Raw genomic sequence first — 19,559 nt, forward strand, 5'->3', positions numbered from 1 at the left:
GGTTAATGGATGCATATGGCCTTGGCAAGGCAAGCAAGGCGTGCGGGCCGCGCAAAGGCACGGCCCGCACAGATCATACGAGGCCCTTGGTCAGTTCCAGAGCCTGCCGCTCGAAAAGACGGCGGTAGATGCCGTCCGTCAGGCGGATCAGCGCGGCGTGGTCGCCCTCCTCCACGATGCGGCCCCGGTCGAACACGAGCAACCGGTCCAGCGCCCGCACCGTCGAAAGCCGGTGCGCGATGACCAGCGTGGTGCGACCCACCATCAACCTCTCCATCGCCTGCTGAATCAGCACTTCCGATTCCGAATCGAGGCTCGAGGTCGCCTCATCGAGGATCAGGATCGGCGCATCGGCCAGGAAGGCGCGCGCGATCGCCACGCGCTGGCGCTCGCCGCCCGACAGTTTCACGCCGCGCTCGCCCACCAGCGTGCCGTAGCCCTTGGGCAAACGGGTGATGAAATCGTGCGCGCTGGCAAGCTGCGCCGCCCGCTCGATTTCCGCCTGCGTGGCGCCCGGCCGGGCATAGGCGATGTTCTCGGCCAGCGAGCGATGGAACAGGATCGGCTCCTGCTGCACGATGGCGATCTGCGCGCGCAGCGAGGCCTGCTCCATCTGGGCGATGTCCTGCCCGTCGATGAGGATGCGCCCGCCGCTGACATCGTAAAGCCGCTGGATGAGCTTGACGAAAGTCGTCTTGCCCGAACCCGAATGGCCGACCAGTCCCACCCGCTCACCGGCTTTGATCGTGACCGAGAAGTCGCGATAGAGCGGCGAATGGTGGTTACCATAGTGGAACGTCACCTTGTCGAACTCGATCCTGCCGTCGGTGATCAGGATCGGCTCAGCATAGGGCTTGTCCTCGATGCCGAGCGGCTGGCCATGAATATCGACCAGTTCCTCCATATCGTTGACCGAGCGTTGCAGGTTGCGCACATGCATGCCCACGTCACGCAGATAACCCTGCAGGACGAAGAACGAGGTCAGTACGAAGGCGATGTCACCCGCACTCGCCTGCCCGCGCGCCCACAAAAGCAGCGCAAAGCCGATCACCGCTGCGCGCAGCACGAGCAATGTCGCTCCCTGCACCGTGCCGTTGATCGTCCCGCGTGACCAGGTGCGGTCGGTGCGGTGCTGCCACTTGCCCAGCACCCTGGCCAGGCGGCCATCTTCGCGATGCTCGGCGCCGAACGCCTTGACCACGGAGTTGCAACTCACCGCATCCGCCAACGCGCCGCCAAGCTTCGTGTCCCACCGGTTCGCAAGGCTGGCCGCCGGCGCGACATAGCCTAGCGACAGCGCGACCGTGACCGCAATGTAGACGAGCGAGCCGATCGCGATGATCAGCCCCATCATCGGCCAGTACCAGCCCAGAAGCAGCGTCGAGCCCACCAGCATGACCAGCGACGGCAGAAGCGCGATCAGGATCGTGTCGTTCAGGAGGTCAAGCGCCCACATACCGCGCGTCACCTTGCGCACGGTTGAGCCGGCGAAGGAGTTGGCGTGCCAGTCCGTCGAGAAACGCTGGATGCGGAAGAACGCATCCCCCGCAATGTCCGACATCATCCTGAGCGTGAGCTTCACCACTCCCATGAAGGTGAAATAGCGCATCACGATTGCGCCCAGTGCCAGCGCCAGCAGCATGAAGAACGCCGACAAGGCGGCATTCCACGCCACGGCATCGCTGGCAGCGCCGCTTGCCACGGCATCCACCAGCCGGCCCGAATAGAGCGGCGTCAGAACATCCGCCAGCGTCGAAAGCAACACCGCCACCATGATGACGGTGATGCGGACGGGCTGGAGCCGCCAGTGGTGGGCCGTGAAGCCCAGCACGCTGCGGAAGGCGTTGCCACGCCAATCAATACGAAAACGAGCCATGATATTATTCGGGCGCAACAAACCGCCCGACCTCGAAAAAATCAGCTATTGGAAACACCGCGAAGGGCGATATTCGCCCGAATTCGATGTTGGTGCGAATGAAATGACCACCGGCCGGAACGCATCCGGGCGGAGACCGAGGTTGAAGGAAGCCTGAACCGAAACGCGCGCCACCGACATCTGTGTCGATTGGCTGAACGCCCGGAAGCTAGGCTTCGGAACCTCGCATAACGATGTCAAATCCTGTCATTCGGACCTCCCAAAAGGGAAACGCGGGAAAGTGCTTATAGGCGAATCGAATTTGTTCGCCAAGCGTACAACCAGGAAAAACCGCACTGGCTCAAGCAGTGCAGCATATCTGCAACAAACCGGCTAGAGCAGAGGGCGTTCTGACGAACGCGCCTCCGCTGCTCCCGCTTTGTTTCCCTGGCCGCATTCGTGCAACGTCGGACGTTTCCGTCCGACCGCAAAATGCTCTATGCCGCCGGCGTGCGCGACAGGCGCATATACTGCCCGTCCATGCCGCGGACGAAGCCGAGCTTCTCATAGACGCCGTGCGCATCCGACGTGGAAAGACCCCAGTGCAGGATGCCGCCAAGCTCGGGATGCTCAATGAAGGCCTTGACCAGCCTACGCCCCAGCCCTTGCCCGCGATGCTCCGGCCAGACGATGATGTCGCACAGATAGCCGAAATAGGTCCGGTCGGTAACGGCGCGCGCGAAGGCGACCTGTCGTCCGTCCAGATAGGCGGCGGCGCACAGCGAATTGTCGAAGGCCTGCTCGTGGCCCGCATCGGTGCGGTGCCTGCCCCAATAGGCCGCCTTCAGAATATCGGAAGTGGCGCGGAAATCGATCCGCGCGCGATCGAAGCTGATTTCATAATCCGCCATGGCAGCCTCCCGGCGACCTTTGGAAAACTAGTTGCGATCCCTGAATCTGTTCGTGATCGGATAGCGACGATCGCGTCCAAAGTTCTTTTTGGTGATCTTCACGCCCGGCGCGGCCTGCCGGCGCTTGTATTCGGCAATGTAGAGCAGATGCTCGACCCGGTGCACCAGATCGCGGTCATGGCCGCGCTTGACGATATCGTCCACGCCCATCTCGTTCTCGACCAGACATTCCAGAATGTCGTCCAGCGCCGGATAGGGCGGCAGTGAATCCTGGTCGGTCTGGTTCTCGCGCAGTTCCGCCGAGGGCGCCTTGTCGATGATGTTTTGCGCGATCACCTCACCGGAAGGCCCCAACGCGCCCGGCGGCACCGTGCCATTGCGCCAGCGGGCCAGCGCATAGACCTGCATCTTGTAGAGGTCCTTGATCGGATTGAAGCCGCCATTCATGTCGCCATAAAGCGTGGCGTAGCCCACCGACATTTCCGACTTGTTGCCGGTGGTGACGACCATCGAGCCGAATTTGTTGGAGATCGCCATAAGGATCGTGCCGCGCGCACGGCTTTGAAGGTTCTCTTCGGTGATGCCTTCCTGCGTGCCCTCGAAAATCTGCGTCAGCGCGTGCATGAATCCTTCGACGGGTTCATGGATCGGCACGATGTCATAGCGGCACCCCAGCGCGCGGGCGCAATCCTCGGCGTCCTTCAGCGATTCACCGGACGTGTAGCGGTAAGGCATCATCACCGCATGCACCCGCTCCTCGCCGAGCGCATCGACGGCCAGCGCCGCGCAAATGGCCGAATCGACCCCCCCCGACATGCCGAGCACGACATTCCTGAAGCCGTTCTTGTTCACGTAGTCACGTAGCCCCAGCATGCAGGCGCGATAGTCGGCCTCTTCCCGCTCGGGAATTTTCGACATCGGGCCGTCGACGCACTCCCAGCCATCGTCGCCCCGTCTCCATGTGGTGACGGCGACGGCTTCCTCGAACTGGCTCATCTGGAAAGCCAGCGTCTTTTCGGCCGAAATGGCGAAGGAAGCGCCGTCAAACACAAGCTCGTCCTGCCCACCGAGCTGGTTGGCATAGATCAGCGGCAGGCCGGTCTCGATGACCTGCTTGATGACCACCTGATGCCGCACATCGACCTTGCCGCGATAATAGGGCGAGCCGTTCGGCACCAGCAGAATTTCCGCACCCGATTCGGCCAGCGTCTCGCAGACGCCGAGATCACCCCAGATGTCCTCGCAGATCGGAACGCCCAGCCTGACGCCACGATAATTGATCGGTCCCGGCATGTCGGGGCCGGACTGGAACACGCGCTTTTCATCGAACTCGCCATAGTTCGGCAGGTCGAGCTTGTAGCGCTCGGCGATGATATTGCCCCCATCGGCGATGATGACCGAATTGTGCGTGCCGCTGTTGCGCGTGAGCGGCGTGCCAATGATGACGCCCGGTCCGCCGTCAGCCGTTTCGGCCGCGAATTCCTGCACCGCGCGCTCGCAGGCGGCCACGAATGCCGGCTTCAGCACCAGGTCCTCCGGCGGATAGCCGGCGATGAAAAGCTCGGTGAAAAGGACGATGTCCGCCCCCTGCCGGGCCGCATCCGCCCTCGCCTCCCGCGCCTTGGCGAGATTGCCGGCTATGTCGCCGACAGTCGGGTTAAGCTGGGCTACGGCAATGCGCAGAGTATCGCGGGCAACAGGCTTCGTGATCATGGCAAGCGGTGTAGCGCGGCAGCACGCAACCGGCAATGCCGTTCGATTGCGCCACTACTCGCCCATATATTCGCGGATCGCCTCCGGCGCATGGTTCTCGCCGATCGACATCGCCAGAATGCGCGAAATGTGCTTGCGCGGCAGGCCGGTCTGCGCGGCCCAGGCATTCACCTGATCCTGGATACGCTGCAGGTCGCGCTTCGAGGTCGGGTTCTCGGAAATCTCCAGCCCCGCGTCGCGCAGCGCCGCGCCCATGTCCTGCGAGACGATGAACGTGTCCCACTCCAGCCAGCGCAGGAAATACTGCCCGGTATTGCCGCCCAGCCGGCTGCCGTGCCTGGCAAGATAAGCCATCAAACCGACCTGGTCGTCGGCCGGCCATTCGGCCAAAAACCTGCCGAAACCGCCATGCTCCTTCGACAGGCGCTCGACGAAGGCCGCGTTGTCCCGCACCGAACGGATTTTCTGCGGATTGCGCACGATGCGCTTGTCGGAAGCCAGTTCGTGCCAGAAGTCGTCTGGCTGGAAGAGAAGCCGCTTGGGCTCGAAGTTGAGAAAAGCCTCCTCGAAACCCGGCCACTTCTGCTCGATCACCCGCCATACGAAGCCCGCGGCGAAGACGCGCTCGGCCATGGTGGACAGAATGCGGTCATCGGAGATCTTTGCCACCGCGGCATTGTCGGGAGCCGGCCCCAGCAGGCTGGCGAGCACGTCCGTGCCGCCCTTGCGCGTGGCGGCCCTGGCACGGATTTTCTCGAAATCGAGCATTGCCTCCTCCGTCGAAACGACGCGCATCCTAGCAGTTTCAGACTGGACGGAAATATGTCTGGGCAGTCGGAGCGCCGGTCAGGCGGATGCTCCTGCCAGCCGCTCGAACAGGGCAAATCCCCAAATGCCGAGGGTAATGATGATCGCAATCAGCACCGCGAGCGACCCGCAATCCTTGGCAAGCTGGATGTCGATGTGGAACTCGCGCGAGATCGCGTTGCAAGTGGCCTCGATGCCGGTGTTCAGCACTTCGACCATGATCAGCATGAGAATCGCGCCGATCAGCAGCGCATAGACGGCCCAGTTCGTGGCAATGAACCAGCCCACGGGAATGGCGACCAGCAACAGGATCACCTCCTGCTGGAACGCGGTTTCGCTGCGGATCAGCCGACCGAACGCCCTGACCGAGTTGAGGAAGGCATTGATCAGTCTTTCCATGCCGAAATATCCTTGCCGAATCACCGCAAGGTTTATCTAGAGCATTTTGCAGCCGGACGGAATCGTCCGGCGTCGTACAAATGCGGCTAAGAAACCCTGCGGCTGGAGCAGCGGAAACGCGTTCGTCAGAACGCCTGCAGCCCCAGCCAGCTTCCATCAGCGGAACAGGTAGGAATCGTTGGCGAAGAAGCCGTTATCGACAGAATTATGCACCCGTTCCGCCTTAGGCTGTTCGCCGGCGGCACCATAGGCGAAGAAGATCGGCATCAGGTGCTCGTCCGTCGGATGGTTATCCGCCGGGAACGGCGCACTGTTCTTCCAGTCGAGCAAGGCCCGCAGATCGCTGGCGGCGAACCTCTCGGCAAACCAGTCCGTAAACGCCGTCACCTTTCCCGCAAGCGCCGGATCGACTTCGGCGCCCTGCCGCAGGACGGAAAAATAGGCCCTGAGATTGTGCGTGACATGGCCCGAACCGACCAGCAGGACGCCCTCCTCGCGCAACGGCGCAAGCGCACGGCCAAGCGCATAGTGCCAGCACGCGTCGCGCGCCGGGTCGATCGAAACCTGCACTATGGGAATATCCGCTTCCGGGAAGGCCAGCTTCATCGGCGTCCAGGTGCCATGGTCATATCCGCGCTTGCCCAGACGCGAAGGCGACAGCCCTGCTTTCTCAAGCAGTTCCAGCACCCTTTCGGCCAGTGCGGGCTCACCCGGCGCGGAATAGACCATTTCATAGAGTTCCGGCGCAAAACCACGGAAATCATAGATCATTTCCGGCTTCGGGTCGGTCACCACGGTCACACCATGGGTCTCGAAATGGGCAGACACGATAACGATGGCCTTCGGCCGGGGCACAAGGCTCGAAACCGTTTCGAGATAGTGGCGCGCAGGGGTGTCGCTGATGACGATGCTGGGTCCGCCGTGGGAAATGAACAAAGTCGGCATAGTGGCCATGGCTATTCTCCTTGACCACAATATATGACGCGTCGCCCCGCTCAGGCAGTCCGCGACCGTGCGACGAACCGTTCAACAACCGGCGACGCTGCAGGGATCGCCGTTCACTCGTCCGCAACCTTTATGTCCCGTGTCGAGCGGACGAATTGAGGCAATCCGTCGTCGATCTCGTAATAGTCGCCCTTGTCGGCAACGAAGATGTGGCTCTGTCCCTGCAATCCAGACGGCGTATCGAAGGCTCCAGCCATGACCGAGATCGTATCCAGATCGTCATGCTTCCAGAAAAGCGCCGATCCGCAAACACGGCAGAAACCACGCTGCGCGGTTTCGGAACCTCTGTACCAGGTAATGTTTTCCGCGCCCTCGATGCCGATATCGGCTTCCGCCACGTTGGTTGCCGCATAGAAATGGCCGCTCTGCTTGCGGCATTGCGAACAGTGGCAGTAAACGACGCCGCGCAGTCGCCCCTTCGCTGTAAAGCGCACCGCTCCGCAACCGCAGGAGCCCGTCCGTGAGTTACCCATCCGTGCCTTCCCGACTTGTAGTGACAATCGATAGCAGATCTTCGTGCAAACATATTCATATAATGTTTTATCGATGTCTTTATTGAAAGATATTCACTTAGGAGGCAATGACCTTGCGGAACGCGTAGTCTTTCCGAAAATTTCACTTGCCTCGACATTTAAAGAAAGTTTATCTCGGCACGCTTAACATAGGCGCGGGAAAGGTCGGGGGGCCATCTCTGTGCCATTGCGGGAAATGCTCCCCGATACACGTCAGGGCCTCACAGGCCGGAATATCGGCACAGGAACCCGATTTTCAGGTTCCTGCGGGAAAATGGAGCACGAATGCAGGCTGCAGTCGCCCCAGGCGAACCCGGCGACGACCTCGCAACCACCGTGGCAATGACCATGCGCCAGATGGGCGTGGTGGGTTTGCCGCGCAATTATGAGATATTCTATGAGGCTCTGTCGGGATCGAATCCGAGGCTGAGCCTTGAGGTCATCGAACTCGGCAACCGCCCGACACAGGAACAACTCGATCAGCTCGGCCGCAAATATTTCGCTCAGAATCACAATCAGAGCATTGTGGAGCAGGCGCGCAACGTTATCGCCCAGGAGCTTGAGGACATAGCGTCCCTGCTGCGCAGCGAGCGCACTCATCTCGAACGCTACGGCCAGATACTTGACCAGACCTCCGGCGGACTGAACAGCCGGGAGCAGATCAGCCGGGAGCTTCTGCAAAAAGTGGCCAACGCCATGTCGATGGCCACGCGCTCCACCATCGACCATGGCCAGCAGGTTGCCGAGACGCTGCACGAGAAGTCGGCGGAGCTCGAAAGCGTCAAGAGCAAGCTTGAGGAATACAAGCGGCTGGCCGACACCGATCCCCTCACCCTCCTGTGGAACCGGCGCGCCTTCGACAAGGAAATCGCCGGCATCTACAACAGCGAAAAGGGCATTCTGTTCAAGGCGCTGATCCTCGCCGACATCGATCGCTTCAAGGCGATCAACGACCGCTACGGCCATCCGGTCGGCGACAGGATATTGAAGACGATTGCCGACATCTTCCGCACGAGCGTCAGCGAAAGCATGTTTGTGGCCCGCACCGGCGGCGAGGAATTCGCGCTGATCGTGGATGGCATCAGCGAGCAATCGACCCACGAGATCGCCAATCACATCCGCCTGCTGATTGAACAGACCCGCTTCGGAAGCAGTCAGGCCGGCGCGGAGTATGGGCCGGTCACGGTGTCGATGGGGATCTGCATGGCCGCGGAAGGCGAATCCGCCGACGACCTCTACGCCAAGGCCGACCGCGCGCTTTACCGCTCGAAACTCGATGGCCGCAACCGCGTGACCTGCCACTCGGAACTTACCGCACGCGGCGGAAAGAGCTGGATGCTGTACCGCAAGGAGTAATCCTTTCGGTATCGCTCCCTCAGTTTCCTGAGTTCATACGAAAAAGGCGCCGGAACCGGCGCCTTTTTGTTGGATTTTCAAGAGCTTCAGGCGCTCACGGCCTGCTTGTCGTTGCGGTTGACGCCCTTCTTGAGCAGTTCCGAAACCAGGAAGGCCAGCTCGATCGCCTGATCGGCGTTGAGACGCGGGTCGCAATGCGTGTGGTAGCGGTCCTGTAACTCCTCGTCGCGGATGGCGCGTGCGCCGCCCGTGCATTCGGTTACGTTCTTGCCGGTCATCTCGACATGAATGCCACCGGCATGCGTACCTTCCGCCGCATGGACGTCGAAGAACGCCTGCACTTCGCGCAGGATGCGGTCGAAAGGACGCGTCTTGTAGCCGGCAGCCGTGATCGTGTTGCCATGCATCGGATCGCACGACCAGACCACATTGCGGCCCTCCTGCTTCACGGCACGCACCAGCCTGGGCAGGTGCTCACCGACCTTGTCGGCGCCGAAGCGCGCGATCAGGGTTAGCCGGCCCGGCTCGTTTTCCGGGTTCAGCAGGTCGATCAGTTGCAGCAGGCCGTCGGGCGTCAGCGACGGACCGCACTTAAGCCCAAGCGGGTTCTTGATGCCGCGGCAATACTCGATATGCGCATGATCGGGCTGGCGGGTACGGTCGCCGATCCAGATCATATGGCCGGAGGTGGCGTACCAGTCGCCCGAGGTAGAATCGACGCGGGTCAGCGCCTCCTCGTAGCCGAGCAGCAGCGCCTCGTGGCTGGTGTAGAAATCGGTCTCGCGCAGCGCGAAATTGTTTTCCGAGGTAATGCCCACCGCACGCATGAAGTTCATGGTTTCGGTGATCTGGTTGGCAAGCGCCTCGTAGCGTTCGCCTTGCGGGCTGTCGGAGACGAAACCCAGCATCCAGCGGTGCACGTTTTCCAGGCTGGCATAGCCGCCCTGGGCGAACGCCCGCAGCAGGTTCAGCGTTGCGGCCGACTGGCGATAGGCCATTTCCTGCCGTGCCGGATCGGGCAGGCGTGATTTCTCGTCGAAATCGATGCCGTTGATGATGTCGCCACGGTAGCTCGGCAGTGTCACGCCGTCGCGGGTTTCGGTGTCGGCCGAACGCGGCTTGGCGAACTGGCCGGCGATGCGGCCCACCTTCACCACCGGCTGCGCGCCGGCATAGGTCAACACCACCGACATCTGCAGGAAGACGCGGAAGAAGTCGCGGATATTGTCTGCGCCGTGCTCGGCGAAGCTTTCCGCACAATCGCCGCCCTGCAGCAGGAAGGCTTCTCCCGCTGCCACCTGGGCGAGCTGCTTCTTCAGCTTGCGCGCCTCACCTGCAAAAACCAGGGGCGGAAAGGATGCAAGACGGGCCTCGGTTTCAAACAGCGCGGACTGATCCGGAAAAGCCGGAACCTGCTGAATGGGCATGTTGCGCCAGGACTTCGGAGACCATTTCGTCATTGTTGCACCCAATACTTCCGTAGAAGGCAGAAAACTGCCCGTTAAATTCCCGCGATTTCGGGATAGGCCCCTATACAGGAAGCCGAATACCTATTCTACCCGGAATTCAGGTCGAAAGCGAACGACTTCCCATGCGCCTATTCGACCCGCCGGCCGTTTTTGACCAGGTAGGTCGGCTTGTACATGGTCACCAGTTCTTCGGCGGCCGTGGGGTGAACCGCCATGGTGCGGTCGAAATCGTCCTTGGTCAGACCAGCCTTCAGCGGAATGCCGAGAAGCTGCGCCATCTCGCCCGCGTCCGGCCCCAGAATATGCGCGCCGAGGACGCGGCGCGAATCGCCATCGACCACCAGCTTCATCAGCATTTTCTCTTGCCGCCCCGACAGGGTGTGACGCATCGGACGGAAGGCGGCCCGGTAGATTTCCAGATTGGCGAAACGCTTGGCCGCATCATCTTCCGACAACCCCACCGTGCCGATCTCGGGCTGCGAGAACACGGCGGTCGCGATGCAATCGTGATCCGGCCTGGTCGGGTTGTCCTTGAACGCCGTCTCAACGAAGCACATGGCCTCGTGGATCGCCACCGGCGTCAACTGCACGCGGTTGGTCACATCCCCGATTGCCCAGATGTTGTCGACATTGGTGCGCGAATAATCGTCGACGATGATCTCGCCGGACTTGCCCATTTCCACCCCGGCATTTTCAAGGCCGAGATTTTCCGTGTTCGGAATACGTCCGATCGCCAGCATTACCTGATCGACCGTCAACACCTCGCCGCCGGTGACATGCGCATCGAGGCGGCCGTCAGCGCGCTTCTCGACCTTCTCGAAGACCGAGTGCAGGAGAATGCGGATGCCCTTCTGCTCCATGGTCTCATGCAGCATGCGCCGCAGATCCATGTCGAAACGGCCGAGGATTTCCTTGCCGCGATAGATCAGCGTCGTCTCGACGCCGAGGCCGTGGAAGATGTTGGCGAACTCCACCGCAATATAGCCGCCGCCGGAAATCACGATGGATTTCGGCAATTCCGGCAGGTCGAAGGCTTGGTCGGAGAAGATGCAATGCTCATGCCCCGACAGGGCAGCGTGCGGGTTCGGGCGCCCGCCCGTGGCAATCAGTATATGATTGGCCGTGACGGTGCGGTTTTCCGCCTCGATGCGAACGGTATGCTTGTCCACCAGCGTCGCGCGGGACTGGATGATCTCGCCATTCGCGCCGGCGATACCCTTCTGATACAGGCCTTCCAGCCGCGTGATTTCCCGTTCCTTGTTCTCCACCAGCTTGCGCCAGTCGAAGCTCGCTTCCGGCACGGTCCAGCCATAGCCGGCCGCATCCTCGAACTGCTCGGGAAACTGGGATGCATAGACGTAGAGCTTCTTCGGCACGCAACCGCGGATCACACAGGTGCCGCCGAAGCGGAATTCCTCGGCGACAGCCACGCGCTTGCCCATCGAGGCCGCCACGCGCCCGGCGCGCACACCGCCCGAGCCACCGCCAATGACGAAAAGATCATAGTCGTATGCAGTCATGTTTCCTTCTCCGTTGGCGTCGACGGCAGGCTGTTAGAGCAAGTTGCAGCCAACTGGAATCTCTTGGCGTCGCATACATGCGCAAAACCAGCCAGATAGACCATGATGCCATCCGGAAGCCGCTTCACGCTTCCCGGCATCATGATCTAGAGGCTTTCGGCCTTACCCGGAAGGGTGAAAGGTGCAAAGCCCGACCTTCAAAAGAAAAGCCCGGCACGCCGGGCTTCCTGAACTCATATGGTCATTCGCTGGCCGCAGATCAATTGGCCGGCGCGGCCTCCGGCTTGATGGGCTGCTGCGGGATCAGGCCCTTTTCCTTCAGCACGACTTCCAGCGCGCTTGCAGCCTGCTCGGCCAGATCGCGGGCAATGCCGCGCTGCCAGATGTCGGCGGCCTTGGCCACTTCGCGCGTCACGATCGGGCCGTCCTGAAGCAGCTTCTTGCCGGTCGCCGAGTTGTAGAAGGTCGCGATTGCGGTGAGGTCTTCGGCCGAGAACACCCGCGCATAGGCAAGCGCGGCTTCTTTCTCCAGATCTGCACGGCGGCCTGCGAGCTTCAGCGCGGTGCCATCAACCGTCGACGTGATGATCTCCTGAAGGTCAGGGTTCTTCTGGATCATCTGTTCCTTCAGGGCTGCAGCCGCCTGCGGCAGGATGCCGTCGTAGAAGTCCGTGGCCTTGATGGCGGCGACAGCCTCGCGAGCGGCCTTCAGATGCGCATCGGAAATATCCTCGGCAAAGGCCGGAAGGGCAGAGACGAGAACAGCCGAGGCCACCAGAGCGGCGGAGAAGCGACGGACGCGGTTGACCAAGATCATAATGGATAGAACTCCTGTTTATCGGGCCGCATGGACCGTTCTGACACCGTTGGCGCTGGCTATGATGGCAGCTTGCGCCAACCCAAGGAACAGACCGTGCTCGACAACCCCCGGAACGGCGAAAAGACCATTTGATAGCGCTCTTGGATCGGGAATGCGGCCAAAAGATGCATCGAGAATGAAATGTCCACCGTCTGTAACAAACGGCGTGCCGTTCGTCATCCGCAATGTCAGCGGCCCCGAAAGATTGAGCTCGCGGGCCACCGCCGCAATCGCCAGTTCGGTCGCCTTGAGGCCGAACCGGTTGACCTCGATGGGCAGCGGAAACTTGCCGAGCGTCTCGACCATCTTCGACTCGTCGGCGATCACGATCATCTGCCGCGATGCCGCCGCGACGATCTTTTCGCGCAGCAGCGCGCCGCCGCCGCCCTTGATCAGGGAAAGATGCCGGTCGATTTCGTCGGCACCGTCGATGGTGAGGTCGAGTTCGGGCGTTTCATCGAGCGTTGACAGCGGCACCCCAAGTTCCCGGCACAGCGCTGCCGTGCGCTCGGAGGTCGGCACGCCGATGATTTTCATCCCGGCCGCCACCTTTTCGGCAAGCAACCGGACGAATTCTTCCGCCGTCGACCCCGTGCCGATCCCCAGGCGCGCGCCGTCCCGCACATGGCCCAGCGCCACGCGGGCGGCCTCGATCTTCAAAGCTCGTGCATCCATGGGATTTACCGTCACCCTCCTGTTCGGTGGCGCTCCTATCATTTTTGCGGCGTCCGGCAAAGGTTTTCTGCCCGGCTGGCATCATCACCAAAGCTTGCACCGCAAGGGCGCGCGGGCTATTCGCTCGGCGGTTGCTTTGACACGCATGAGGAGACGCCATGAGCCGCCCGATCATCGTATTCGATCTCGATGGTACTTTGATCGATACCGCTCCCGATCTTCTCGACAGCCTCAACCACAGTCTCGCCGCCGGTGGAGTGCCCCGCACGGATGCAAGCGGCTTTCGCGGTTTTGTCGGCCATGGCGGCCGCGTGATGATCGAGCGCGCATATGCGGCTCATCAAAAGGCGCTTCCCAGCGATGAGCATGAGCGGCTCTACGGCTTGTTTCTCGATCATTATGGCGAGAACATTCCCGGCCGCTCCCGCCCCTACCCCGGTGTGCTCGATGCGCTCGACCGCTTCGCCGATGCCGGCTTCCTGCTGGCGGTCTGCACCAACAAGACCGAAACCTTCTCGCGCAGGCTGCTGGATGCGCTCGATCTCAGCGGGCGCTTTGCCGCGATCTGCGGTCAGGACACATTCGCCTTCCGCAAGCCCGACCCGCGCCACCTTCTGGAAACCATCGGCGTTGCCGGCGGCGATCCAGCCAGCGCGGTAATGGTCGGCGATTCGCAAACCGACATCGACACCGCCAAGGCAGCGGGCATCCCCGTGGTGGCCGTCGATTTCGGCTATACCGACCGGCATGTGCGCGAGTTCGAACCGTCGAAAGTCATTTCCCATTATGACGAATTGACCATCGATCTTGCCGAAACGCTCATTATGGCAATCGGAGCGTAATCGGTCCCTTGACTTCGACCCCGGTCGTCTCCTATATCGCCGCACGCTTCGCCTTCGGGCGGCGGCGGGCGATTAGCTCAGCGGGAGAGCACACCCTTCACACGGGTGGGGTCACTGGTTCAATCCCAGTATCGCCCACCATCCTCCTTTGCCACGCATGACGAAAACAAGCCTTTTGCTTGGCATATTCGTCACACGCAGCCTTTCCGAAAAATCGAAATCGGTATCAAGTCGGCTCATGACGAAACCGACCTGTCGGCATCCGCATTCAGGAGAATCACATGGCAAGAAGCAAGGCCGTCGTCGAAACCAAGAACGCCAGCCGCTATCTGCAGCAGCTCTGCAAGCATTGGAGTCACAAATTCACCGTCGACTTCACGCCGACGGAAGGCCGTATCGATTTCGGTGACGGCAGGGTGGTGGAACTGCAGGCGAACGAAGCATCGCTTTCCGTCGAGGTCGATTCTCCCGACCTGCAGCGTCTGGAACAGGTCGTGGCCGACCATATCGTGCGCTTCGCATTCCGCGAGGAGCTGACCTTCGTCTGGACGCCCGCCGGGTGAGTGGGCCGTGCGGGCAAGGGACTTGCCCGCACAACTGTAAGTCTTACAGCGCCTGCGCGGTTTCGGCCGCCTTTGGCGCACGCGCGGCCTCGACCTTGTCGATGGCCAGCTTCAGATGCGTGTCACGGTCATAGACATCGTTGAAATACTCGACCTTGCCGCTTGCATCGGGCCATGCGGTAAAGTAGGCCACATAGACCGGAATCTTGCGGCTCACCCGCTCCGACGAATGCCCCGCCTTCAGCTTCCTGGCGACATGGTCGAGATTCGTGTCGAGCACGGCGGCAGCCATGCCGCGCGGATCCTTCAGGCGGACGCAGCCATGGCTGAACGCGCGCGAATCCCGATTGAACAGGCCTTTCTGCGGTGTGTCGTGCATGTAGATCGCATGCTTGTTGGGGAAGAGGATTTTCAGCTCTCCCAATGCATTCGCTTCGCTCGGGATCTGGCGGATGCTGAAAGGAACCTTGCCGCCATACTGCCCCCAATTGATCGACGAGGACGGGATGCGCTTGCCCTTCGAATTGATCACCTCATAGCCGGAGCGGTCGAGATAACCCGGATCGCTGCGCAGGCGCGGCAGCATCTCGTTGACGATGATCGACTGTGGCACGCCCCAATAGGGATTGTAGTCGACCTGCTCGATCTCATCGTAAAAGAAGCTGGTCTGGTTGGCGGGCCGTCCGATGATGACGCGCATCTTCAGCTTTTCCTGATCGCCGTCGATATAGCTGGCCGTAAAGGCCGGCTGGTTGATGAATACGCGCGGACTGCCGAGGTCGGAAGGCAGCCAGCGCATTTCCTCCAGCGCCAGGATTACCTTCTGGATGCGGTCGGCCTTTGACGTCCCGGCAAGCTTGCTCACCGTATGCGGCCCGACGACGCCATCCGGTTTGAGGCCGAGTTTCTTCTGCACCGCCTCGACAAGCGGCACGAGTTCCTTGTCATAGTCTTCGCTGTTGTCGAGCCTCGCCAGAACCTCGCTGTATTTGTCGTCGATCAACTCGCTATGGTCGCGCTGGATGAGCTTGAGCAGCTTCGGCAGCTCGGGGCTGGTTCCGCCCGGCTTCAGCAACAGCTTGGGATCGACGACGATCTCGTTTTCGGCGCTGGCTTCCAGCGATTCCAATTCTGCCCGCAACGCCCGGAACTCGGCGTTTTGCGGGTGGCGCGATTCCAGATAGGCGCGCGTGTCGCCGCTTTCGGCCAGGGCCTTCAGCGTACCGACGAGATCGAGCGGCTTGGCGGGAAAATCGTGATAGCCGGAAATCCGGTTCGGATCGACCCGGCCGTTCTGCGCGTCACGCACATAACGCAACACCCGCGCCGACAGCGTCATCTCGAAGCGGATGAGATCGCGCTGGCGCGCGGCCATGTCATCCATTGAGAACCCCGCCGACGGTACGTCAACCGTATATTCGGCGGCATCGAGGCCATAGCTCTCCGCCTCCCCCAGCACCCGCACGGCATCCTGCGCGCGGCCGTTTGCGGTCGCGCCCGAAACCCAGATGAAATCAGGATTGGCCGAATAGTAGTCGGTCAGGGCCTTGGCGATGTCTTTCTCGGCAAAGAGGTCGAAATCCTGCAGACCCGAGAGAGCTTCTCGAAATGCGTTGTTTTCCAAAGACGGCTCAAGCGAAACCGTCTTGCCGGCAGATTCGAGCGCCGTGAAATCGACCTGCGCGAGCGGATCGGCTTTGTAGGTGTAATAGACCGGCCCGGTGATCTTCTCGATCGGCTTTGCCGCTACCGCATTGTTCCTGTGGCGTGGCGCGGACGAAGCGTTCGGCCGTACCATCCTGTCCGCTCTCGGCGGCGGTGGAAATTCGCCGCGCGACATGCGTTCCACCCGCCCTCCGCCGAACAGCACATCGAACAGGCTCTGTGCGGATGCCTGCTGTGCCGCCCCTGCCAGGACGAGAGCCAGCGCTGCCGGCGCGATTGCGATGTGCTTTTTGAAGGTCATTGATCACCCGTTCCGGTCGTCAATTCCGGTCAGTTTCCTATGATAACGCCGCGCAAGGAAACTGGTTCGCTCATGGCGGATGTTTGACGCGACCCTGTCGATTCACACCGATTTGGTTAAGGCTTTGTTTAATTTATCGCCTGTGTTGCCCAGCCGCTTCACAACAATGTGAGACGAAGGCGCAAGCCTTGCCCGACGAAAAGCACCGGGACCTTGTGAACAATCGCACGGCAGGGCCGGATGTCGCGCACTACCGCAGCGTCACCGGATGACCTTCATTCCAATTGATGCCATATTGAAGGTACCATTAGCGGTTCAACCGTGAACATGACATTTCGGGCATGAGCAGCAAGCAAGAGCTACCCTGGGACAACCCGCGCTTTCACAATTGGGTCGCGGTCGCGCGCGCCTGCCATTCGATGGAACGCGCGCTTGCATCCGCGCTGGCTCCGCTGGAGCTGAAGCCGGCACAGCTCGACGTGCTGATGAACCTCTACCGGCATCCGGGCATGTCGCAGCACGACCTTGCGCGCAAGCTGCTGGTGGGGCGCTCCAACATCACCATGCTGCTGCCGCAACTGGAAAGCCGCGATCTCCTGCGCCGCGAGGGCGACTGCAAGGACAAGCGCATCCTGCGGCTGTCGCTGACAGCGGCAGGTGAAGCACTGCTGATGGAAGCCCTGAAAGTCCATATGAGCCTGATCGAGAAGGTGATGGGCCATTCCACCCCAGCCGAATGCAACATGATCGGCGATCACATGCGCCGCGTGACCGACGTGCTCAAGCCGGAATAGCCGGCCTCACCACATGCTCGCCCTGGCACGTTGCGGCCATTCGCGATCGTAAGCCTCGCCATCGATCCGCGCCTTGCTCGTCACTGCCAGTATCTGGCCGGGCGTCGGCAGGGATTTCGGATCCGCATGCTTGTCCGGATTCCACAGATCGGAGCGATGGATCGCGCGTGCGCATTGGAAATAAACGGCATCGACCGCAACAACGGTCACTGAGCGGGCCGGTTTGCCTTCAACCGCAAAGGATGCGCACAGGTCGGCATCCGTGGTGATATGGGCGCATCCGTTGACACGCAGCGTCGTGCCCGAGCCCGGCACGAGGAAAAGAAGCCCTACCCGACCGTCGCGGATGATGTTCTTCAGCGAATCGGCTCGGTTGTTGCCACGCCTGTCCGGCATCATCAGCGTCCGCTCGTCATGAATGCGCACGAAGCCGGCAAGGTCGCCGCGTGGCGAGCAGTCCAGCCCCTCCGGTCCGCAGGTGGCCAGCGTCACGAAGGGCGACGCTTCGATGAAGGCGGCGTACTCGGGAATGAGGTGATCGAGTTCCTTCGCCAGCGAGGTTTCGCCGGGAGTGCCGTACAGGGCTTCAAGTTCCTCGACAGTCTTGATGACGGACATGCTTGCAGCCTCCGGTTTCACCTAGCCTATTTCGTTCCGATGACGGCGCCATGACGGATCAGCCGCGCGACAGTCCCTTTTGCTCGAGTTCGGCCAGATATGCGCTCCAGCGCGCCCCCTTTTCGTGGCCGAGATCGTGCAGATAATCCCAGGTGAATATGCCGGTATCGTGCAGATCGTCGAAAGTGATGCGCACGGCATAGTTTCCGATCGGCTCGATCTTGAGAATCGCGACATTGCGCTTGCCCGGCACCGTCACGCGCTGGTCAGGCGAATGCCCCTGGACCTCAGCCGATGGCGAAAGCACCCGCAGCATCTCGGCCGGCAGTTCGAACGGCGCATGGTCCGGAAAAGTCACCGTGAGCGTCCTGCGATCCTTCGATACCCTCAATTCCTTCGGCGCCGTCATCATTCCATCCCCTGAAAAATTCTCGCCATCTTCCTACGCCGGTCAGCCGGCCGGGAAAAGCGCATTTCCTTGCTGTATCAAAGCCGACATTGCGGCGTCGGCCCCGACAATGCTACCAAGAGCGTTATAGCCTATCTTGAATGACGCTGGCGATCATACGACATTACTCGATATCTGCCGGCAGTAAGTGGGAGGAAGCGCGTCCACATGAATATGATCGATCCTTTCGGGCGCACGATCACCTATCTGCGCGTGTCGGTCACGGACCGCTGCGACTTCCGCTGCACCTATTGCATGGCGGAAGACATGACTTTCCTGCCCAAGAAGGACCTTCTCTCCCTGGAGGAACTCGACCGGCTTTGCACCGTCTTCATCGAAAAGGGCGTGCGCAAGCTGCGTCTCACCGGCGGCGAACCGCTGGTGCGCAAGAACATCATGCATCTGGTGCGCCAGCTTTCGCGCCACCTCGACAGCGGCGAACTCGAGGAACTGACGCTGACGACCAATGGCTCCCAGCTTGGCCGCCATGCCCAGGAGCTCGCCGAATGCGGGGTCAAGCGTATCAACGTTTCGCTCGATACGCTTGATCCGGCGAAGTTTCATGCCGTTACGCGCTGGGGTCACATCGAAAAGGTTCTCGCCGGCATCGACGCCGCGCAGGCCGCCGGGATCAAGGTCAAGATCAACGCCGTGGCGCTGAAGGGCTTCAACGACATGGAACTGCCCGACATGCTGCGCTGGGCGCATGGCCGCGGCATGGACATGACCGTCATCGAAACCATGCCGATGGGCGAGATCGACGAGGACCGGACCGAACAGTATCTGCCGCTGTCGCTGCTGCGGGCCGACCTCGAACGGCAGTTCACCTTCACCGACATTCCCTACAAGACCGGCGGACCGGCGCGCTATGTCGAAGTTGCCGAAACCGGCGGCAGGCTTGGCTTCATCACCCCGATGACGCATAATTTCTGCGAAAGCTGCAACCGCGTGCGCCTCACCTGCACCGGCACGCTTTATATGTGTCTCGGCCAGGAGGACGCCGCCGATCTGCGCGCGCCGTTGCGCGCCTCGGAAGGCAACGAACTGGTTTCCAATGCGATCGACGAGGCCATCGGCCGCAAGCCCAAGGGGCACGACTTCGTTATCGACCGCCGCACCAATCGCCCGTCCGTATCGCGCCACATGAGCGTCACCGGCGGGTGACAGCCGCGCCGTACATCAATCTGAAGAGAGAACGAGGAACGCCCGGACAATTTGCCGGGCGTTTTCCATTGTCTCGAAGTGTC

Annotated in this window: 19 protein-coding genes and 1 tRNA gene; 6 read left to right on the forward strand and 14 right to left on the reverse strand. The window is 61.3% G+C overall.

Annotation, left to right across the window (positions count from 1 at the left end; translation table 11 throughout):
* Nucleotides 1-73: 73 nt before the first annotated feature.
* From C7441_RS04670 to C7441_RS04700, 7 genes are all read right to left on the reverse strand, one after another.
* Entirely contained in the window at nucleotides 74-1,876 is a 1,803-nt protein-coding gene (locus C7441_RS04670) for an ABC transporter ATP-binding protein (RefSeq protein WP_109611874.1), read from the reverse strand.
* 476 nt (nucleotides 1,877-2,352) lie between these two features.
* Nucleotides 2,353-2,766 (reverse strand): GNAT family N-acetyltransferase, encoded by a 414-nt coding sequence (locus C7441_RS04675; protein WP_019173149.1) that lies wholly within the window; start codon nucleotides 2,764-2,766, stop codon nucleotides 2,353-2,355.
* A 27-nt stretch (nucleotides 2,767-2,793) separates the two neighbouring features.
* Nucleotides 2,794-4,479, reverse strand: coding sequence for an NAD+ synthase (locus C7441_RS04680; RefSeq protein ID WP_425326558.1), 1,686 nt, complete (start codon nucleotides 4,477-4,479; stop codon nucleotides 2,794-2,796).
* 54 nt (nucleotides 4,480-4,533) lie between these two features.
* Nucleotides 4,534-5,247 (reverse strand): DNA-3-methyladenine glycosylase I, encoded by a 714-nt coding sequence (locus tag C7441_RS04685; RefSeq protein ID WP_109611938.1) that lies wholly within the window; start codon nucleotides 5,245-5,247, stop codon nucleotides 4,534-4,536.
* Nucleotides 5,248-5,325: 78 nt separating this feature from the next.
* A complete protein-coding gene (locus tag C7441_RS04690; protein ID WP_109611875.1) occupies nucleotides 5,326-5,685 on the reverse strand; it encodes a diacylglycerol kinase in 360 nt (119 codons plus the stop codon).
* A gap of 156 nt (nucleotides 5,686-5,841) precedes the next feature.
* Complete coding sequence (locus tag C7441_RS04695) at nucleotides 5,842-6,639, reverse strand: DODA-type extradiol aromatic ring-opening family dioxygenase (protein WP_109611876.1); 798 nt, start codon at nucleotides 6,637-6,639, stop codon at nucleotides 5,842-5,844.
* Between the two features lie 104 nt (nucleotides 6,640-6,743).
* Entirely contained in the window at nucleotides 6,744-7,163 is a 420-nt protein-coding gene (locus C7441_RS04700) for a GFA family protein (RefSeq protein ID WP_026060598.1), read from the reverse strand.
* A 324-nt stretch (nucleotides 7,164-7,487) separates the two neighbouring features.
* Between C7441_RS04700 and C7441_RS04705 the strand changes: the two genes are divergently transcribed.
* Nucleotides 7,488-8,558 (forward strand): GGDEF domain-containing protein, encoded by a 1,071-nt coding sequence (locus tag C7441_RS04705; RefSeq protein ID WP_109611877.1) that lies wholly within the window; start codon nucleotides 7,488-7,490, stop codon nucleotides 8,556-8,558.
* An 86-nt stretch (nucleotides 8,559-8,644) separates the two neighbouring features.
* On the opposite strand, the gene C7441_RS04710 is transcribed toward C7441_RS04705, so the two are convergent.
* The 4 genes from C7441_RS04710 to rpiA all read right to left on the reverse strand — a co-directional run bounded on the left by C7441_RS04710 (nucleotide 8,645) and on the right by rpiA (nucleotide 13,081).
* Nucleotides 8,645-10,018 (reverse strand): class II 3-deoxy-7-phosphoheptulonate synthase, encoded by a 1,374-nt coding sequence (locus C7441_RS04710; RefSeq protein ID WP_109611878.1) that lies wholly within the window; start codon nucleotides 10,016-10,018, stop codon nucleotides 8,645-8,647.
* Nucleotides 10,019-10,155: 137 nt separating this feature from the next.
* On the reverse strand, nucleotides 10,156-11,547 hold the full coding sequence (gene gor / locus C7441_RS04715; protein ID WP_109611879.1) for a glutathione-disulfide reductase: 1,392 nt from the start codon (nucleotides 11,545-11,547) through the stop codon (nucleotides 10,156-10,158).
* 259 nt (nucleotides 11,548-11,806) lie between these two features.
* The gene (locus tag C7441_RS04720) at nucleotides 11,807-12,364 is read right to left on the reverse strand and encodes a DUF2059 domain-containing protein (protein WP_019173158.1); all 558 of its coding nucleotides are present in this window, start codon (nucleotides 12,362-12,364) and stop codon (nucleotides 11,807-11,809) included.
* 18 nt (nucleotides 12,365-12,382) lie between these two features.
* A complete protein-coding gene (gene rpiA / locus C7441_RS04725; protein ID WP_026060599.1) occupies nucleotides 12,383-13,081 on the reverse strand; it encodes a ribose-5-phosphate isomerase RpiA in 699 nt (232 codons plus the stop codon).
* A 158-nt stretch (nucleotides 13,082-13,239) separates the two neighbouring features.
* On the opposite strand from rpiA, the gene C7441_RS04730 reads away from it, so the two are divergent.
* The 3 genes from C7441_RS04730 (at nucleotide 13,240) to C7441_RS04740 (ending at nucleotide 14,486) form a co-directional block, all read left to right on the forward strand.
* Complete coding sequence (locus C7441_RS04730; protein ID WP_109611880.1) at nucleotides 13,240-13,923, forward strand: HAD family hydrolase; 684 nt, start codon at nucleotides 13,240-13,242, stop codon at nucleotides 13,921-13,923.
* A gap of 66 nt (nucleotides 13,924-13,989) precedes the next feature.
* A tRNA-Val gene (locus tag C7441_RS04735) sits at nucleotides 13,990-14,064 on the forward strand.
* Between the two features lie 140 nt (nucleotides 14,065-14,204).
* On the forward strand, nucleotides 14,205-14,486 hold the full coding sequence (locus C7441_RS04740; protein ID WP_109611881.1) for a DUF2218 domain-containing protein: 282 nt from the start codon (nucleotides 14,205-14,207) through the stop codon (nucleotides 14,484-14,486).
* A gap of 43 nt (nucleotides 14,487-14,529) precedes the next feature.
* Here C7441_RS04740 and C7441_RS04745 read toward each other — a convergent pair whose 3' ends face one another.
* Nucleotides 14,530-16,452, reverse strand: a complete 1,923-nt coding sequence (locus C7441_RS04745; protein ID WP_109611882.1) for a L,D-transpeptidase family protein — start codon at nucleotides 16,450-16,452, stop codon at nucleotides 14,530-14,532.
* A 341-nt stretch (nucleotides 16,453-16,793) separates the two neighbouring features.
* On the opposite strand from C7441_RS04745, the gene C7441_RS04750 reads away from it, so the two are divergent.
* Nucleotides 16,794-17,246, forward strand: a complete 453-nt coding sequence (locus tag C7441_RS04750) for a MarR family winged helix-turn-helix transcriptional regulator (RefSeq protein WP_109611883.1) — start codon at nucleotides 16,794-16,796, stop codon at nucleotides 17,244-17,246.
* Between the two features lie 6 nt (nucleotides 17,247-17,252).
* On the opposite strand, the gene C7441_RS04755 is transcribed toward C7441_RS04750, so the two are convergent.
* Nucleotides 17,253-17,864 (reverse strand): pyridoxamine 5'-phosphate oxidase family protein, encoded by a 612-nt coding sequence (locus tag C7441_RS04755; protein ID WP_109611884.1) that lies wholly within the window; start codon nucleotides 17,862-17,864, stop codon nucleotides 17,253-17,255.
* Nucleotides 17,865-17,922: 58 nt separating this feature from the next.
* The gene (locus tag C7441_RS04760) at nucleotides 17,923-18,273 is read right to left on the reverse strand and encodes a gamma-butyrobetaine hydroxylase family protein (protein ID WP_026060600.1); all 351 of its coding nucleotides are present in this window, start codon (nucleotides 18,271-18,273) and stop codon (nucleotides 17,923-17,925) included.
* A 207-nt stretch (nucleotides 18,274-18,480) separates the two neighbouring features.
* Here C7441_RS04760 and moaA point away from each other — a divergent pair, with 207 nt between their 5' ends.
* On the forward strand, nucleotides 18,481-19,476 hold the full coding sequence (gene moaA / locus C7441_RS04765; protein ID WP_109611885.1) for a GTP 3',8-cyclase MoaA: 996 nt from the start codon (nucleotides 18,481-18,483) through the stop codon (nucleotides 19,474-19,476).
* The last annotated feature ends 83 nt before the right edge of the window (nucleotides 19,477-19,559 follow it).

Source organism: Pseudaminobacter salicylatoxidans (assembly GCF_003148475.1).
Lineage (GTDB): Bacteria > Pseudomonadota > Alphaproteobacteria > Rhizobiales > Rhizobiaceae > Pseudaminobacter > Pseudaminobacter salicylatoxidans.

Excerpts from the sequence above, each read along its gene's own strand:
- C7441_RS04670 (WP_109611874.1), bottom strand. The coding sequence starts at position 1,876 with ATGGCTCGTTTTCGTATTGATTGGCGTGGCAACGCCTTCCGCAGCGTG.
- C7441_RS04675 (WP_019173149.1), bottom strand. The coding sequence starts at position 2,766 with ATGGCGGATTATGAAATCAGCTTCGATCGCGCGCGGATCGATTTCCGC.
- C7441_RS04680 (WP_425326558.1), bottom strand. The coding sequence starts at position 4,479 with ATGATCACGAAGCCTGTTGCCCGCGATACTCTGCGCATTGCCGTAGCC.
- C7441_RS04685 (WP_109611938.1), bottom strand. The coding sequence starts at position 5,247 with ATGCTCGATTTCGAGAAAATCCGTGCCAGGGCCGCCACGCGCAAGGGC.
- C7441_RS04690 (WP_109611875.1), bottom strand. The coding sequence starts at position 5,685 with ATGGAAAGACTGATCAATGCCTTCCTCAACTCGGTCAGGGCGTTCGGT.
- C7441_RS04695 (WP_109611876.1), bottom strand. The coding sequence starts at position 6,639 with ATGGCCACTATGCCGACTTTGTTCATTTCCCACGGCGGACCCAGCATC.
- C7441_RS04700 (WP_026060598.1), bottom strand. The coding sequence starts at position 7,163 with ATGGGTAACTCACGGACGGGCTCCTGCGGTTGCGGAGCGGTGCGCTTT.
- C7441_RS04705 (WP_109611877.1), top strand. The coding sequence starts at position 7,488 with ATGCAGGCTGCAGTCGCCCCAGGCGAACCCGGCGACGACCTCGCAACC.
- C7441_RS04710 (WP_109611878.1), bottom strand. The coding sequence starts at position 10,018 with ATGACGAAATGGTCTCCGAAGTCCTGGCGCAACATGCCCATTCAGCAG.
- gor (WP_109611879.1), bottom strand. The coding sequence starts at position 11,547 with ATGACTGCATACGACTATGATCTTTTCGTCATTGGCGGTGGCTCGGGC.
- C7441_RS04720 (WP_019173158.1), bottom strand. The coding sequence starts at position 12,364 with ATGATCTTGGTCAACCGCGTCCGTCGCTTCTCCGCCGCTCTGGTGGCC.
- rpiA (WP_026060599.1), bottom strand. The coding sequence starts at position 13,081 with ATGGATGCACGAGCTTTGAAGATCGAGGCCGCCCGCGTGGCGCTGGGC.
- C7441_RS04730 (WP_109611880.1), top strand. The coding sequence starts at position 13,240 with ATGAGCCGCCCGATCATCGTATTCGATCTCGATGGTACTTTGATCGAT.
- C7441_RS04740 (WP_109611881.1), top strand. The coding sequence starts at position 14,205 with ATGGCAAGAAGCAAGGCCGTCGTCGAAACCAAGAACGCCAGCCGCTAT.
- C7441_RS04745 (WP_109611882.1), bottom strand. The coding sequence starts at position 16,452 with ATGACCTTCAAAAAGCACATCGCAATCGCGCCGGCAGCGCTGGCTCTC.
- C7441_RS04750 (WP_109611883.1), top strand. The coding sequence starts at position 16,794 with ATGAGCAGCAAGCAAGAGCTACCCTGGGACAACCCGCGCTTTCACAAT.
- C7441_RS04755 (WP_109611884.1), bottom strand. The coding sequence starts at position 17,864 with ATGTCCGTCATCAAGACTGTCGAGGAACTTGAAGCCCTGTACGGCACT.
- C7441_RS04760 (WP_026060600.1), bottom strand. The coding sequence starts at position 18,273 with ATGACGGCGCCGAAGGAATTGAGGGTATCGAAGGATCGCAGGACGCTC.
- moaA (WP_109611885.1), top strand. The coding sequence starts at position 18,481 with ATGAATATGATCGATCCTTTCGGGCGCACGATCACCTATCTGCGCGTG.